General features: G+C 40.8%; 12 protein-coding genes and 1 riboswitch. Of the genes, 8 read left to right on the forward strand and 4 right to left on the reverse strand.

What is annotated here, in order from left to right:
• Positions 1 to 37: 37 nt before the first annotated feature.
• Positions 38 to 1,483 carry an exodeoxyribonuclease I gene (sbcB, locus tag AC27I2_RS10355; protein WP_138529932.1) on the forward strand — a complete coding sequence of 482 codons (1,446 nt, stop codon included), beginning with the start codon at positions 38 to 40 and terminating at the stop codon, positions 1,481 to 1,483.
• Positions 1,484 to 2,095: 612 nt separating this feature from the next.
• Here sbcB and AC27I2_RS10360 read toward each other — a convergent pair.
• Positions 2,096 to 2,977, reverse strand: coding sequence for an NAD(P)-dependent oxidoreductase (locus AC27I2_RS10360; protein WP_138530961.1), 882 nt, complete (start codon positions 2,975 to 2,977; stop codon positions 2,096 to 2,098).
• A 121-nt stretch (positions 2,978 to 3,098) separates the two neighbouring features.
• On the opposite strand from AC27I2_RS10360, the gene AC27I2_RS10365 reads away from it, so the two are divergent.
• The 3 genes from AC27I2_RS10365 to AC27I2_RS10375 all read left to right on the forward strand — a co-directional run bounded on the left by AC27I2_RS10365 (position 3,099) and on the right by AC27I2_RS10375 (position 5,453).
• Positions 3,099 to 3,620, forward strand: a complete 522-nt coding sequence (locus tag AC27I2_RS10365; RefSeq protein ID WP_487204230.1) for a glutathione peroxidase — start codon at positions 3,099 to 3,101, stop codon at positions 3,618 to 3,620.
• Between the two features lie 73 nt (positions 3,621 to 3,693).
• Entirely contained in the window at positions 3,694 to 4,680 is a 987-nt protein-coding gene (locus tag AC27I2_RS10370; RefSeq protein WP_487204231.1) for a 2-hydroxyacid dehydrogenase, read from the forward strand.
• Between the two features lie 104 nt (positions 4,681 to 4,784).
• The gene (locus AC27I2_RS10375; RefSeq protein WP_487204232.1) at positions 4,785 to 5,453 is read left to right on the forward strand and encodes an NYN domain-containing protein; all 669 of its coding nucleotides are present in this window, start codon (positions 4,785 to 4,787) and stop codon (positions 5,451 to 5,453) included.
• 4 nt (positions 5,454 to 5,457) lie between these two features.
• Here the strand turns inward: AC27I2_RS10375 and AC27I2_RS10380 are convergent, their stop codons facing one another.
• The gene (locus tag AC27I2_RS10380; protein WP_058404348.1) at positions 5,458 to 6,780 is read right to left on the reverse strand and encodes a sodium-dependent transporter; all 1,323 of its coding nucleotides are present in this window, start codon (positions 6,778 to 6,780) and stop codon (positions 5,458 to 5,460) included.
• Between the two features lie 140 nt (positions 6,781 to 6,920).
• On the opposite strand from AC27I2_RS10380, the gene AC27I2_RS10385 reads away from it, so the two are divergent.
• The gene (locus AC27I2_RS10385; RefSeq protein WP_487204233.1) at positions 6,921 to 7,670 is read left to right on the forward strand and encodes a 4'-phosphopantetheinyl transferase family protein; all 750 of its coding nucleotides are present in this window, start codon (positions 6,921 to 6,923) and stop codon (positions 7,668 to 7,670) included.
• On the opposite strand, the gene lysC is transcribed toward AC27I2_RS10385, so the two are convergent.
• Complete coding sequence (gene lysC, locus AC27I2_RS10390) at positions 7,667 to 9,046, reverse strand: lysine-sensitive aspartokinase 3 (protein WP_487204234.1); 1,380 nt, start codon at positions 9,044 to 9,046, stop codon at positions 7,667 to 7,669. The genes AC27I2_RS10385 and lysC overlap by 4 nt on opposite strands.
• 75 nt (positions 9,047 to 9,121) lie before the next feature.
• Positions 9,122 to 9,294: riboswitch (Lysine riboswitch) on the reverse strand.
• Between the two features lie 110 nt (positions 9,295 to 9,404).
• Complete coding sequence (gene nhaD / locus AC27I2_RS10395) at positions 9,405 to 10,652, reverse strand: sodium:proton antiporter NhaD (protein ID WP_058404345.1); 1,248 nt, start codon at positions 10,650 to 10,652, stop codon at positions 9,405 to 9,407.
• Between the two features lie 219 nt (positions 10,653 to 10,871).
• On the opposite strand from nhaD, the gene AC27I2_RS10400 reads away from it, so the two are divergent.
• The 3 genes from AC27I2_RS10400 to AC27I2_RS10410 are packed head-to-tail and all read left to right on the forward strand — an operon-like array spanning position 10,872 to position 15,483.
• Positions 10,872 to 12,158, forward strand: a complete 1,287-nt coding sequence (locus AC27I2_RS10400) for a hypothetical protein (protein ID WP_487204235.1) — start codon at positions 10,872 to 10,874, stop codon at positions 12,156 to 12,158.
• Between the two features lie 5 nt (positions 12,159 to 12,163).
• Positions 12,164 to 12,712: a condensin complex protein MksE gene (locus tag AC27I2_RS10405; protein ID WP_487204236.1), complete on the forward strand. Its 549-nt coding sequence runs from the start codon at positions 12,164 to 12,166 to the stop codon at positions 12,710 to 12,712.
• Complete coding sequence (locus AC27I2_RS10410; RefSeq protein WP_487204237.1) at positions 12,709 to 15,483, forward strand: AAA family ATPase; 2,775 nt, start codon at positions 12,709 to 12,711, stop codon at positions 15,481 to 15,483. The genes AC27I2_RS10405 and AC27I2_RS10410 overlap by 4 nt, the downstream gene beginning before the upstream one ends.
• Positions 15,484 to 15,500: the final 17 nt, after the last annotated feature.

Consider the following 15,500-nt stretch of genomic DNA (forward strand, 5'->3'; position numbering starts at 1 on the left):
TTTGTGCATTTTAAAGTTAACTACTCAGGGTTTTACCATGGCATATCAAGAGCAAAATCAAGCAACTATTTACTGGCACGATTATGAGACTTGGGGGGCAAGCCCTCAAAAAGATAAGCCGAGCCAATTTGCGGGTATTCGTACCGATCTTGATTTAAATATAATTGGCGAGCCGCTTATTGAATATTGTAAGCCGCAAGCGGATTACTTACCCCACCCTGAGGCATGTTTAATTACCGGTATTACGCCACAAGTGGCGATGAAAAAAGGCTTGGTTGAAGCTGAGTTTATTGCAAAAATTCATGCTGAATTTAGTGCGCCAAATACCTGTGTGGCTGGTTATAACAGTATTCGCTTTGATGACGAAGTAAGCCGTTATAGCTTTTACCGTAACTTTTACGACCCTTACGAGCGCGAATATAAAAACAATAACAGCCGCTGGGATATTATTGATTTAGTACGTGCTTGCTATGCGCTACGCCCTGAGGGCATTGAATGGCCGCTAAAAGAAGACGGTAGCCCAAGCTTTAAGTTAGAACATTTAACAGTAGCCAACGGTATTGAACACGCTGCTGCGCACGATGCGCTAAGCGATGTTACAGCCACTATCGCACTGGCTAAGCTAATAAAAGAAAAACAGCCAAAGCTTTATAACTTCTTTTTTGGGCTACGAAATAAAAAAGCGCTTGGCGATTTAGTTGATGTATTTAACATGACGCCGCTGGTACATACTTCATCGCGTATTCCTGCAACGCAAGGCTGTACAACGTGGGTGGCACCTATGAGCTTTCATCCGGTAAATAAAAACGCCGTTATTTGTTTTGATTTAACCCAAAGCCCGCAAGTGTTAATTGATTTAAACGTAGAAGAATTACGTAAACGACTATACACCAAACGCGTTGATTTAGCCGAGGGCGATTTACCTGTTGGTTTAAAGCTGGTGCATTTAAACAAGTGCCCTATTTTAGCGCCTGCTAAAACGTTATTGCCTGAAAACGCAGCCCGTTTAGGAATTGACCGCGAGCAGTGCCTTGCTAATTTAGCTGTTTTAAAAGCCAATACCGAGCTTCGCGATAAAGTAACTGAAGTGTTTAACGAACAAGGCGATTACAGCGCAACTACTAACGTTGATTACTTACTTTACGATGGCTTTACAAGCCATGCCGACAAAGCTAAATTTGCGATTATTCGCGATGCTAAGCCAGATGAACTAGCGGGCTTAAATTTAGATTTTGAAGATAAAAAGTTCAATACATTACTGTTTAGATACCGTGCACGAAACTGGCCTGAAACGCTCAACCAGCAAGAGCTTGATCAATGGCGCCAGTATTGTCAAAACAAGTTAATGCACGGGGAAGATCAACCCTCAATTAGCGCACAAGATTTTATGATAACCCTTGAAAACTTGGCCCATGAGCACGACGACAGCGAAAAGAACCTCACCATTTTAAAGGCGCTTTATAACTACGCGCAGAGTATGTAATTTGCTTTAAGTTTATTTTTATAGTGCATATAAAAACGCGACGCTTTAATTACTAAAGCGTCGCGTTTTTTGTTTGAATTATTATGGGCTTCGCCCATCACGCAAGCAAGCTTCGCGTCTACAAGTAAAACACACATCTACACCTTCGCGGTAGACGTTGAGTTTGCTCACGTGAAAAGCTCAGCTTTTAATTGCTAAAATAAAACATAATCCTCAAAGAGAAGATAATGAGGAGTAAATGATAAAACATAAGCCAATAATAACTTTGCCTAATCACTTCCTCTAAAAGCGCAGCGCCTCTTTTCCTCTTTGTGAATACATCAGTTTACGGGCTTGCCCGTCACGCAAGCAAGCTTAGCGTCTACAAGTAAACCCTCACCTACACTAGCGCGGTAGACGTAGAGCTTGCTCACGTGAAAAGCGCAGCTTTTAATTGCTAAAATAAAACATAATCCTCAAAGAGAAGATAATGAGGAGTAAATGATAAAACATAAGCCAATAATAACTTTGCCTAATCACTTCCTCTAAAAGCGCAGCGCATCTTATCCTCTTTGTGAATAAATCACTTTACGGGCTTTGCCCGTCACGCAAGCAAGCTTCGCGTCTACAGAGTTATTTTTTATGCAGCGCTTCTATACGAGCAAGTAAGCTTGAAGTGTCATATCGGCCGCCGCCAAGTGCTTGTACGTCGGCGTAATATTGGTCGACCGTTGCCGTCATTGGCAATGTTGCGCCGTTGTTTTTAGCTTCATCAAGCGCAATCCCTAAATCTTTACGCATCCAATCTACCGCAAAACCAAACTCGTATTCGCCTGCCCACATTGTTTTGTAACGGTTTTCCATTTGCCACGAACCGGCAGCCCCTTTAGAAATGGTTTCTATAACTTTTTCGCCATCAAGCCCCGCTTGCTTGGCAAAATGTAATCCCTCGGCTAAGCCTTGTACAACACCTGCAATACAAATTTGATTAACCATTTTACAAAGCTGGCCCGAGCCTACGCCACCTAACAATTGGCTAAAACGGCTAAACGCCGCCATTACAGGCTGTACTTTTGCAAATACGGCTTCATTGCCACCGGCCATGACCGTTAAAACACCATTTTCAGCGCCGGCCTGTCCGCCAGATACGGGGGCATCAATAAAGTCGATATTTTGCAGCGCCGCTTTTGCAGCCACTTCACGGGCTACTTCCGCAGAGGTTGTTGTGTGATCAACCAATATAGTGTGCGGTAACATACCCGCTAAAACACCGTCGTCGCCATAAACTACAGAACGTAAATCATCATCGTTACCAACACACATAAATACAATATCAGCGCCTTGAGCCGCTTCGCGTGGGGTGTGTGCAAAGCTTCCTTTGTATTGTTCAGTCCAACTTTGCGCCTTGGATTGTGTTCGATTAAATACACATACGCTATGACCTTTATTGGCTAAATGCCCCGCCATGGGGTAACCCATTACGCCTAAACCTATAAATGCGACTTTCATTGACATAAAAATGACCTATTTAACTGCTAACTTAGAAACTAGGTCTCGATTATGTCAACCGACCAACAAAAAAGCGAATGAAAGTCTTTGTAAAATTTCCACCAATTGGAAATTAAGTAGGTAACCTATGGATAGTATTTATCAATTTAATGCACCACTTTATAACAGTGATAATTTTTCTTTAAGCCAGTTAAAAGGCAAAACCGTACTCATTGTCAATACGGCCAGTAAATGTAGTTTTTCAATGCAATTAAATGCCCTCGAAAAGCTTTACCAAGAGTACAAGCACCGTGGTTTTACGGTACTTGCATTCCCATGTAATCAGTTTGGACAGAACGAACCGCTTGATAATTTAGCTATAAAAGATTTTTACCAAATGCAGTTTGGCGTATCGTTTGAAGTATTTGGCAAAGTCATGGTCAATGGCCCAGACGCCCACCCTTTATTTGGCTATTTAAAATGCCATACACGCGGTATTTCACAAAACCGGGCAGTTAAATGGAATTTCACAAAATTTTTAATTAACTCACAAGGGCAACTAGTTGCTCGTTATGCACCGCGTACAAAGCCCGACACACTCAAACACGTTATTGAAACAAACCTGCTGCAAGCAGCTAAATTAAGTAATAAAAAAGCAATCGCTACTTGAGCACATGGCAGTAACGTAGTTTAATTTAAGCATATTCACTATTTTAAACGCACCAAATTGCTGGAGCCTCATCATGAACATTGCTTTTTTTAGCGCGCAAAAGTACGAAAAACCTTTTTTTGAACACAGTATTGCACCTCATAGTAGCTTAGCAATGACCTATTTTGATCAATCGCTTAACGAGCAAACTGCGGTTTTAGCAAACAACTTCAATGCAGTATGCGTGTTTGTAAACGATACAGTTAACGCTGAGGTTATAAAACTATTGGCAGAACAAGGTGTAAATACCATACTACTGCGCTGTGCCGGTTTTAATAATGTTGATTTAGGTGCGGCCAAAGCACATAACATCAATGTATTACGTGTACCTGCATATAGCCCCGAGGCCGTTGCTGAACACTGTATTGCACTTATGCTTGCACTGAGTCGAAAAACACACAAAGCCTACAACCGCGTGCGCGAAGACAACTTTGATTTAAACGGGTTACTTGGTTTTAACTTACACAACAAAACAGTGGGTATTATTGGGTGCGGAAAAATTGGCTTAGCGCTTTGTAATATACTCAATGGGTTTGGCGCAAAGGTGTTGGTATGCGACCCAAATGCAATGCCGGGTAACTACACCATTACCGACCTAAACACGTTACTAACCCAAAGCGATATTATTTCACTGCATTGCCCACTCAACGAGCAAACACATCACCTAATCGATGAACGTGCTTTTGATAAAATGAAGCCTGGCGTTATGCTTATCAACACTTCACGCGGGGCATTATTAAACAGTAAAGCGTGCATACAAGCACTTAAAACACAAAGGCTTGGCTACTTAGGGCTCGATGTTTACGAACAAGAATCCGAACTGTTTTTTAAAAACCACAGCGACGAAATTAACCAAGACGATATATTTTCCCGTTTAGTCGGTTTTAAAAATGTGCTGATCACCGGGCATCAGAGCTTTTTTACTCAAGAAGCACTCACCGAAATAGCAAACACTACTATTACCAATGCCCTTGAGGTAGAACTAAATAAACCGCTAAGCAACGTAGTTTTTAATAATTAACCTGAACTCAGGTTATTTAACATTTATAGCCATTTACACTTGCCAAAATATGCTGCGCGATGGTATCTATTAATTAAATTTGATGGCTTTTAGCAGGTGTTTAAATGGAAAAAACAGCGTTATTCATAGATGCAGAAAATATAAGCCATAAATTTATAGATCAAATAATGGCTAAGTTTGAACATATTGAGGTTAAAAAAGCGTACGGCAACTTTGGGGCAGTACAATTAAAACCTTGGGTAAATATTTGTTCGCGCCATGCAATAGAAATGGTGTACCAAGAAAAACTCGTAAAAGCTAAAAGTAATGCGGCCGATATTGCGTTAACTGTTGGGGTTATGGAGTCTTTGTATGTCTCCCCGATTGACACTTTTGCAATAGCCTCTTCTGATTCTGACTTTGCGGCTTTAGTACACTTTTTAAGACGAAATGGTAAAAAGGTAATTGGATTTGGTAATAATACAGCCAGTGCTAAACACTATTTTGATGACTTTTATATTTTAGGTAAAAAAAATACAATACCTAAAGTAAAAAGTATTGCCTCTGCTGATACCTACCATTTAGCACTTGTAAAAGAAGCCGTTGAAAACACACAACACGCAAAAACTGGACTCTCCGAAACAGTGGATGTGGGTACCTATCTCCATCGAATATTCAACATTACAAAAAAGCAGCTTGGCGTAAATAAGTTGTATCAATATTTTAAGCATCACGACCAGCATTTTAAAATGCAAAAAGCCCCCGACGGAGGCTTTTTAGTTTCACTGCATTAAGTCATTAACCAAACGCGACGTTTGCAAATACCAAGGTCATTAATATTGGGCATACAAAGCGGATATACTGGGCAAACCAAAAATGCGCGCCCGTGCTAGCTTGGTGTAACTTATTACCCCGTTTGAACATCCAACCAACCGTTATGAAGTAAAACAACCCCATCAGCGGGAGCTGATATTGCGTAAACAGCATAATAACTAAACCAAATAACCAATCGAAGTTTAATATAATTGCACTTGCACATATTAAAACCACTAAGCTCACTAACCACGTAGCTTTAGTGCGGTTAACGTTGTGGTTTTCCACTAGAAATGCAACTGGAATTTCAGTTGATGAAATAGTAGACGTCACTGAGGCTATCGACATTAATACAAAAAACAATAAACCAACCAGTAACCCTATTTCTCCCATGGTATTAAATAGCTCTGGTAAAATGGCAAATATAAGCTGCCCTTCACCAATTAATTTACCGCCACTAAATACCTCAACGCCGTTATGTTGTGCAACATAAATAGCCGGAATAATGAGTAAGCCAGCTAAAAACGCAACGCTCGTGTCAAGTAATGCAACACTTGCAGTTAGCTTTGGTAAATTAGCATCAGGTTGTAAATACGAGCCGTAAATCATCATACAACCCACACCCAAAGAGAGCGAAAAAAATGCTTGCCCCATAGCCGCGATAATTAAATTTGGATCGAGTATTTGGCTAAAATTAGGCATTAAATAGGCTGCAAAACCTTCGCTTGCACCATCCAAAGTGGCTATGTAAGCAATAAGCGCCACAAGTAACACTAATAGCATTGGCATGAGTCGGCGCGACCACGTTTCAATACCCGATTTAACCCCTTTTAAAATAATGCAGGCCGTTAAAATAAGCATTAATGGTGTAAACACAAAATTACGCGCGACTGAGTCACTGTGCAAAAATTCGCTCACACTGTGTAAACCAACAAAGGTTGTCACAGGCTCAATTGCGTACGACAACATCCAGCCTGCCACAATTGAATAAAAGCTCAGCATAACTACGGCACCCGCAAGGCCAATATAGCCCGCAGCTGCACCTATTTTACGATTACTATCTTGCCACGCGTCACCCAGTGCTTTTACCGGGTTTGCTTGTGCGTTATGACCTAAATAAAGCTCAGTATAAAGCGCCGGAAGTGCCAATAAAAAGATGACCAGAAAATAGACGAGTAAAAACGCACCACCGCCATGGTTAGCAGCTTGTGTAGGAAACCCCCAAATATTACCCAAACCCACTGCCGCGCCAGCAGCGGCCAAAACAAAACCAAGTCGGCTTTGAAACCCATCACGCATTTGTGCCATACATCTACAAATCTGTTATTATTTTGATTGTTGTGAATTAAACCATATTTAATGCCAGCTGAGTAATAAAATTGTATTCAGGCTTTATTAGTCGCGTTAATTGCTCACAATAACAACGACTTTCTTATTTATGGGCCTATATGACCGCACATTTTTTTAATAACGCATTAAGTATCAAGTCAACTAATTTTGCCAATTTACCCCAAAGCGCAAATACCGTTTTGTTATTTAACGCCAATACACTTAATGTAGCTGATTACGACTTACCTCGTTTACTTAGCGAGCTTGAATTAAGCGTTATTAATCGCCGAAAAAACCCAACAGCTAAACAAGAATATTTAGCAAGCCGCTTACTTTTAAAAATGCTTGTGAAAACCACCTTCCCTGAATTTGCAAATGTGGCGCTAAATGCTATTACTACAAACTTTAACCACACTACGGCTAAGTTAGAGTTACATATTAACGATTGTGTTGTTAATACGTGCATATCGCATTCTCATGGTTTTGTTGGGGTTGCTTTAAATTCAAAAAATAACACTTTTGGCTTCGACCTTGAAAAAATAAGCCTAACACGCCCAATTGAAAAACTAGCCAAACATTTTTACCACTCAGACGAAGTGACGTTAATTACATTGCAACCTAATACGCAAAGCCAGGCCAATACCTTTTTTAGAATATGGACATTGAAAGAATCATTAGCTAAAGCAACTAGCCGCCCTATTGCGAAATTACTTAGTCCCAATGTATTTACCGAACTTGCGGTAGCAAACCTTGCTTCAAGCAGCCAAGTTGTTAGCACGCAAACAGAGGCATTTGATTTAACCTTAGTGCATAAAAAAAGCACCGACTGGCGATGCTTTTTATTAACCGAACAGTCGCTTAGTATTTAAGCCTCTAATAACCGGCTATGAATAGCCTGAACCACGTTGTCAGATTCACTCTGCTCAACTAAAAAGCATAAGTTGTGCTTACTTGCACCGTGACAAATTAATCGAATATTAAAGTCGCTTAATACCTGCATTAACTTCATTTCGTGTTGGCGAAGTTGAATTTCTGAACCAATAAGCGCCACCAGCGTTAAGTTGTTCTCAACCGATACATGGCAAAATTCAGCAAGCTTATCTAAACACGCTTGGTCTAGCTCTGGGCGTGATGCGTTAGGCGCGTTATCAAGCGTTATTGCCACACTGATTTCAGAGGTGGTTACTAAATCAACCGATATATTAAACTCGCTTAAAATAGTAAATACACGGGCTAAAAAGCCGCTAGCCAGTAACATTTCAGGGCTTTTAAGGGTAAGCAAAATTTGGTTTTTACGTTGCGTTACAGCGCGTATACCTGGTTGCTGCGATTTTTCACGCTCTATCCACGTACCACCGCGTTCAGGTTCGCGGCTTGAACCAACAAATACATTAATATGACTACGACTGGCTGGCAAAATAGTCGCTGGGTGCAATACCTTAGCTCCAAAGGTAGCCATTTCAGCGGCTTCATCAAAGCTCAAACGGGCAATAGGCGACGCCTTTACACATAAACGCGGGTCGGTGCTAAAAATCCCCACTACATCCGTCCAAATATGTACACTTTTAGCGTTTATTGCCTCTGCAAGTAAAGCGGCACTGTAGTCAGACCCACCACGGCCAAGGGTTGTTGTTTGGCCAAATTCGTCACTACCAACAAAACCTTGCGTTACAATAACTTGTTCATCTAATAGAGGAATTAAATATTCTTTTGCAGCTTGTGCTGTTGCGCTTACATTAGGTGTTGCTTTTCCAAACTGGCTGTCTGTTTTAAGGACTTGGCGTACATCAAACCGATCGGCATTTAAGCCTTTTAAACGCAGCACTTGCGCAAATAAATACGACGATAAACGTTCACCAAAGCTCAACAGTTCATCGTGTTGTTGTGCAGTAGTCAGTTGTTGCTGAGCGAGTGCTTGAAATGCTTTTAATGTTTCGTTAAAGCCTACGGCTAAATCGGCATCAAGTGATAATTCATCTAAAATGGCTTGTTGAATAGCAAGAACACCGTCAATATTTTCTTGGCGTTGTTCGCTAGTAATATCACTTTTACACAGTGCAACTAAGTGGTTAGTTACGCCGGCACTGGCGCTCACAGCAACAATACGAACACTTTTATCGGCAACAATAATTTCGCTACAACGACTCATCGCATCAAAGTTAGCCACACTGGTTCCACCAAACTTGGCAACGATGTAATCTGATTTAACGCCCGATACTGTTTGCGGCACTGATTGGGTAGTCATTTAGTCTCCTTTTGCGGTATCCAAACCGCGATAAAACAAGAAGAACTTGGCAAGTGAATGCATGAAGGTAAATCCACTGCCAGAAGCTCTCCACCTAGATTGGTGACAGTTTTGAGGATTCAGCCCCATAAACCGAAAAACAACATCGACGTAACGTTGGTTTTCTCGGCGAGTACTTCCCTCTTTAATGGTTATGGGCGTTCGTCACCTACCATTAAATACCTAAGTATCGCACCTCTTCTGAATGTTGTATTAACCAATGGCTAATAAAACAAAACCCCACTTTTAAGCGGGGTTTGAAAGTTAACGTTTAGCCGTCTAGCTGTCAAGCGTTTTAATGTGGTTAGTTAAGCAAAACTTAAACAAACCCGCCCATGTAATACGCGCCCGCGTAGCCAACGGTATAACTTACTAACAAATACAGCGATAAACGTAAGTAACTCATAAAAGTTAGCTCTTTTACTTTACTCATGGCAATAATACCCGCAGCCGATCCAATAATAAGCATTGACCCGCCAACACCGGTTGCATAAGTAAACGACAACCAATCTTGCTGACTCATTACTATATTGGCTTTTAGTAAAGCAGCGGTAAGCGGCACGTTATCTACCCCAGCCGATAAAATACCCATTAAGTAGTTAGCGTACTGTGGCGCCATAACGGTGTAAAGGTCGGTAAACTTACTTAGCATGCCAATCTCTTTTAATGCGCCTACCAATAATAAAACCCCGACGAAAAACAGTAAGGTGTCGTATTCTATGTCGCGTACGTAGTCGATAATATTTTTGTTTATGTCTTTTTTGCGCATTAAAAATTGCGCCACTAAAAACATAATTGATAAACCACATAAGAAAGTTAATAAAGGCGGTACACTGTAAATAACACTCAACGCGAGTATGCTGATAACTGTAGAAACAAAAATAACTGCGATAGTGATATCGGTTTTTTCTATGCGTTTTTTCCCTGACTTAGAAAAGGTCACTTCCCCTTTCATGCCAATACTTAACATTGCCGCTAACAACATAACACTGATAAATGCAGGTGCAATAAGCAGTAATAAGTTAGCAATGGTTACTTTTCCATCTAAAAATATCATTAAGGTGGTAACGTCACCGGTAATTAACGACACACCGCCGGAGTTAACACCAAATACAATGAGCGTGGCATATTTTATGAGTTTTTTAGGCGGCAGTTTTAACGACATAACCACAGCGAGCGATATTAACGTGGCTGTTACGTTGTCTGAAACAGACGAAAACAAAAACGCAAATACCCCAACCAAAAACATCAGCTTGCGTTCGCTAATACTTGTTGGCATCACTCTGTGCACAATATTTTCGATAAACCCTTTTGAGTTTAAATAAGCAACAAAGGTCATGGCGGCCATTAAAAACAACCACAGCGATGCTATCTCTAAAATATTTTCGTTAAGGAGTTCTTGCACTTGCTCTGGGCTTTGCCCATGCAGGGGGAAAATAAACAGGAGGATCCAGCAAAGCGTGCCAAAAAAAAGCGTGGTTTTAGCTTTATTTACATGGATGATATCTTCTATAACGATCAATAAGAATCCGATCGCTATCAGGGTTAGAATAATCGTGGAAACCATGGGTATTAAATAACCTTTGATATTGTTTTAAAGAACACACGTAAAGTCCCTCTCAACGTGCCTATTTTCGGCGCGAATGTTAGCACTGCGGCTATGCAAAAACTATTATTAAATAGTCTTAAAAACGAATACTATATACAGGCTAGATTAATTAGAATACGTAATAATGAGACGCTTCTAAATTCTCAATAATAAATTACTAGGATGTTGTAACGCCTTATGATCCCAGCTAAAAAGCGACTAAATACCCTTAGCGAACATTGGGGGGTTTTAGAGTTATTATTTAAACGTTTTAAAATGGCCGACTTTAGCCTAAAAGACGTGCAAAATGCCATAAAACAAAAACAGCCCACGTGGTCAAACGAGCGCATATACAAAGAAACCAATCGCTTGCTCAATCAAGATATTTTAATTCCACTCGCTAAATCGTCGCAGCTTGAAATTAACCGTGCCATTGCTGATTTTGCTACTTTTTTACTCCAAGAAGAGCACTTAGGTTTAGCGCAAGAAATTAGCGTATTAGTTGATGATTTAGCCCGCTTAGGTAATAAATTAGATAACGCAGGAAACGTTGAAGACTTTGACGATTTACGCCGCTACAGCCGCATTATGGATGATCGGGTACGTAAAATAATGAAGCTTTTTTCACACAACGAAAACGCCATATTAAATATAGTCGAACACGCTAAATCTGACCATGGCGTGCAATCGCTGCAAAAACGCTATAAGGCAGTAATAGAGGCCTTTGACGAATACATAGAGCCAATGCTTGAAATGGTCGATATTAGGGGCGATTTTCATGCCTGCTTTACAATAATAGAGCAACAAATTAGTAAGCAAATAGAATACATTGAGCGCTCAGGTAAAGCATATACCGACAAACGCATGCTAGAGCAATTACGAACTCGCATACTCGAAATGCACTTAATAGGGCGTGAAAGCTTACGTAAAAGCGCCGATATGCTCATGCCACTGCGCGAAGAGCTGCGCCGTAATAACTTAGTTACTCGCCAGGCAGCAAAAGTGCTCGGCCTTGTACGTAAAAATGGCGTAGACAATATGCTAAGTGCTGTACAGCCAAATTTTGTAAGCGACTCTCAGCGCTATTCGCTTGGCCAGCAGCGCCATATAGTTGCCTATATGGCAAGCTTGGTGGAATTTGAACACGAAGAATACCAGCTCCCAGAGCAACAAGACGTGCCGGCTTTTATAACGCCTAACATACCTGACTACAATGATGTAAAAACAAGCTTTGCAAAACGCTTTAACAAAAAACGTAAAAAGCCTCAGCCATTGCTGCAATTTTTAGATGAAAGCTATCCCGAGCTAGACGCCGACGAAATGCTATTTTTATATCAAAAACTAATCAGCGATAGCGACATTAACATTAGCCAAAGCGATGAAAAAGCGCGTGTTAAAATTGCCGGACAGCACTTTTCACTTTATCCATTTAATTCTCAGGCACCAGATTTAGCCGTTCAGCCTAATACTAAGGCAGATAAGTAATTACCATGACACATATAAACCTAGACGAACTAACTCACCTGCAAGCAATCAATAAAAAATTAACGGCGGGTTACCACATTTGTGAACAAGACAACGTAATGTGGCAAGAGCTTGACCAATACATTGAATCTTACAGCGCACTATTTACCGCATTAGGTCATGAGCTAAAACACGATAGCCGTGGCTTTTACTATTTTGCCAGCGACGAAAGTACACCAAACATGGGGAAAATATCCCGTGCTGTTGCGCTCACTATTTACATTTTAATTGAACACTACGCCAACACGGGTAAAGACCCAATGCGCGCCCTGTTTGATGAAGTAAACGATTTAGAACTGATGCAAACACTAGTGCAAATTAACAAGCACTTGTTTGATCAGCTGGAGATATTTTCGGGCTCAGATTTACGTAAAGACGTTTACCTGCGCATGGTACGTTTAGGCCTCGCCCGCGAAGTAGAAGGCGGCTTTATGCTGCAAGCGCCAATTCACCGCTATATAGATGCATTAATGGAAGTAAACGAAGAAACCTACATTACGGAGGACGAGGAATGAAAAACTTATACGGACTGAGTAAACTCGCCCTACTTAATACCGCAGGTTATGCAAAATGTGTGATCCCGCTTGATAAAAGCAGCTCTATTTGTGCGCCAAACAATACCGGTAAAAGCTCGGTTATTAACGCCCTGCAATTTCCGCTTATCAACGATTTACGCCTTACCGAATGGGACGGGCACGATTTAGATGAAACCCGTAAGTTTTATTTTTCATCGGATCAGTCGTACATTTTACTTGAAGCTAACCTCCCTCATGGCTCGGTCGTTATTGGTGTAGCAGGACTTGGTAAAATAGCCGGTTACGCACACCAGTACTTTTGTTATCAGGGCAAACTTGATTTAGCGCAGTACACGCAAGGTAATACCATAATTAAGTTTACCAAGCTGTTTAATCATTTAAAGTCGCTTAATTACAACCCTATTGAGCTAAAAGCACAAGAGCTAAACGCCCTACTTACCGGCGGCGCAACACCCTTTGACGGCGACATTAATTTAAAAATGATCCCGCTTAATAACGTGCAAGACTCAGCTATTTATAAAGAAATTTTTAGGCGTATTCTTAACTTACACAAATTAGGCGCAAGCGATGTTAAACGCTTTATGCTGCGTGTGTTTGAACGCCATATGTCTAACTCTAAGGTCGATTTTTACGAAGTATGGCGTCGCTCGTTTGATAAAGTAAACCGCGCTAAACGTGAATTAAAAGCCCTTGAATCAATGCAAGAGCCAATAAGTGCGCTTGAATCAATGCTTGAAAATCAGACCGTACTTAAAGGTAAGTTAGCAGCCTACGCACCTAAAATTGACCAAGCCCTAATTGACTTTGATACCTATCAAGAAGATCAATTAAATGAACTCGGTATTGCACTTGAAGACATAGAACACGAAAAACACGAGTTTGAACAAAAGCAAAGCCTATACGTACAGCAATCGCGTGATATAGAACGCAAACAAACTCAAATTGAACAATGGTTTTTAGATTACAGCGCCCTTAAAAGCGAGTTTGAGCTGGTAAATAAAGCCACAATTAAAACCAGCCTTGCCCAGCTTAAGCACGATTACGAGTCGCTTTCGCACTCAATAACCAGCGCACAAGGCCAAAGCCTGCACACCCTTGATTACCGCATTAGCGAAACGCAAAAACAAATCAAAAGTTTAAAACTGCAGCTTAAAAACCTTGAGTTTAATTTGTTTACCCGTATGCGCGAAGATCTATCGCTTAAAGAAGTAGAAGAAATATCGCGCATTTTAAATCCCGACCTACTCTCGTTTGCAACCACCACTAATGGCGATATAACCATTGACGATGAAGACGCCTTTGGGGAGTTTTTATCCCTATTAAGTGAAAACGTTAAAGGCGGTGTGCTAACGCTTCCAGGTGCAAGTATTAAACTTAAAAAGCTTTCACCTGTGCAAATGCAAAGCGGTGAAAATAAAGAGCAATTAAGCGCCCAGCTCAACGCACTTGAAAATTCGTTAAAAGAATTTAAACAACAACGTGACGTTGCAGCCAATGTTGCAGATAAACAAAAAGAAAAAGACGCACTCTACGATGAGCTAATGAGCCTTGAGAGCGCCCTAAAACGCTTAGAGCAATTTGAGGTAATGCAGCAGTCGGTAGAAGCGCAAGCCATGCTAAAAGAGCAATTATTAGCAGAGCGCGAACAAGTCGACGACTACCTGCAAGACATTCAAAAAAATAGCGGCTCAATTGCAGACAGACGCTCGTTAATTAAATCAAAGCAAGAGCAAATTAATCGCCAAACCGAGCGCCTACGCCAAGTTAAAAGCGAGCGAATTGATCACACTCTCGATTTATACAGCGGGAAAGTAACCCCATACATGATTGATATAACAGTCGACTTTGATAACTTAAGCGACCTAGTACATTACTTTAATAAAGACTGCCAAGAGCTGCGCAATTTTGACATAAACGTGCGAAATACCTATTTGCATGTTTATAACGCAGGCATTACTAAGTTCGATAACGAAAACGACGAATTTACTAAATACCAAAAACTAATTAGCGCATTTCACAACCTTGATAACGAACGCGATGCCGTTGAGCGCCAAGGACGCGTAGCACTGACCGAAGTGGCCGCCACTATTAAAGGCTTGCGTGAAGATTTAGACCGCCTTCGCCGCGAAATGAATAGCTTTAATAAAGGTATAAGCCAGCACCGTATTTCTAACCTGCAAGCGTTTAAAATTAACGTAATACCGCGCAAAATGCTGGTTGATAGTATTGATACCATTATCAGCACGTCGCATCAGTTTGAGCAAGGCGACACCCTTGATTTACTAAGCCAAGAACCTTACAGCGAAAGCGCAGTAAACGAAGCAAAAGATCATTTAATAAAACTTGCTTCAGACAAAGCAGGCCTAACCTTAACTGATTTGTTCGACATTCGTTTTGAAGTGGTAAACCGCGCAGGTGATACCGAACACTTTGAAAAAATAGACTCAGCTGGTTCAAACGGAACACGTATAACCATTAAGTTATTATGTGGCATGTTGTTTATTCGTTACTTATTAAGCGATCAAGAACAAAATCTTTACCGTATACCCATTTACATAGATGAAGCGGCCGATATCGACCCGCAAAACCAAAAAGCAATTATAGAAACCGCATTAAGCTTTGGCTTTGTGCCTATATTTGCCTCGGTTAAGCCACAAATAAGTTGTGACTACATTGTGCCGATTCGTTCAGTAAAAGATGGCGCACAAAACTGGGTAGATGAAAAAGATTGGATAGAAGTAGAACATTAACTTTTTTGAATGACGAA

The organism is Pseudoalteromonas sp. NH0006-46 (genome assembly GCF_057547735.1).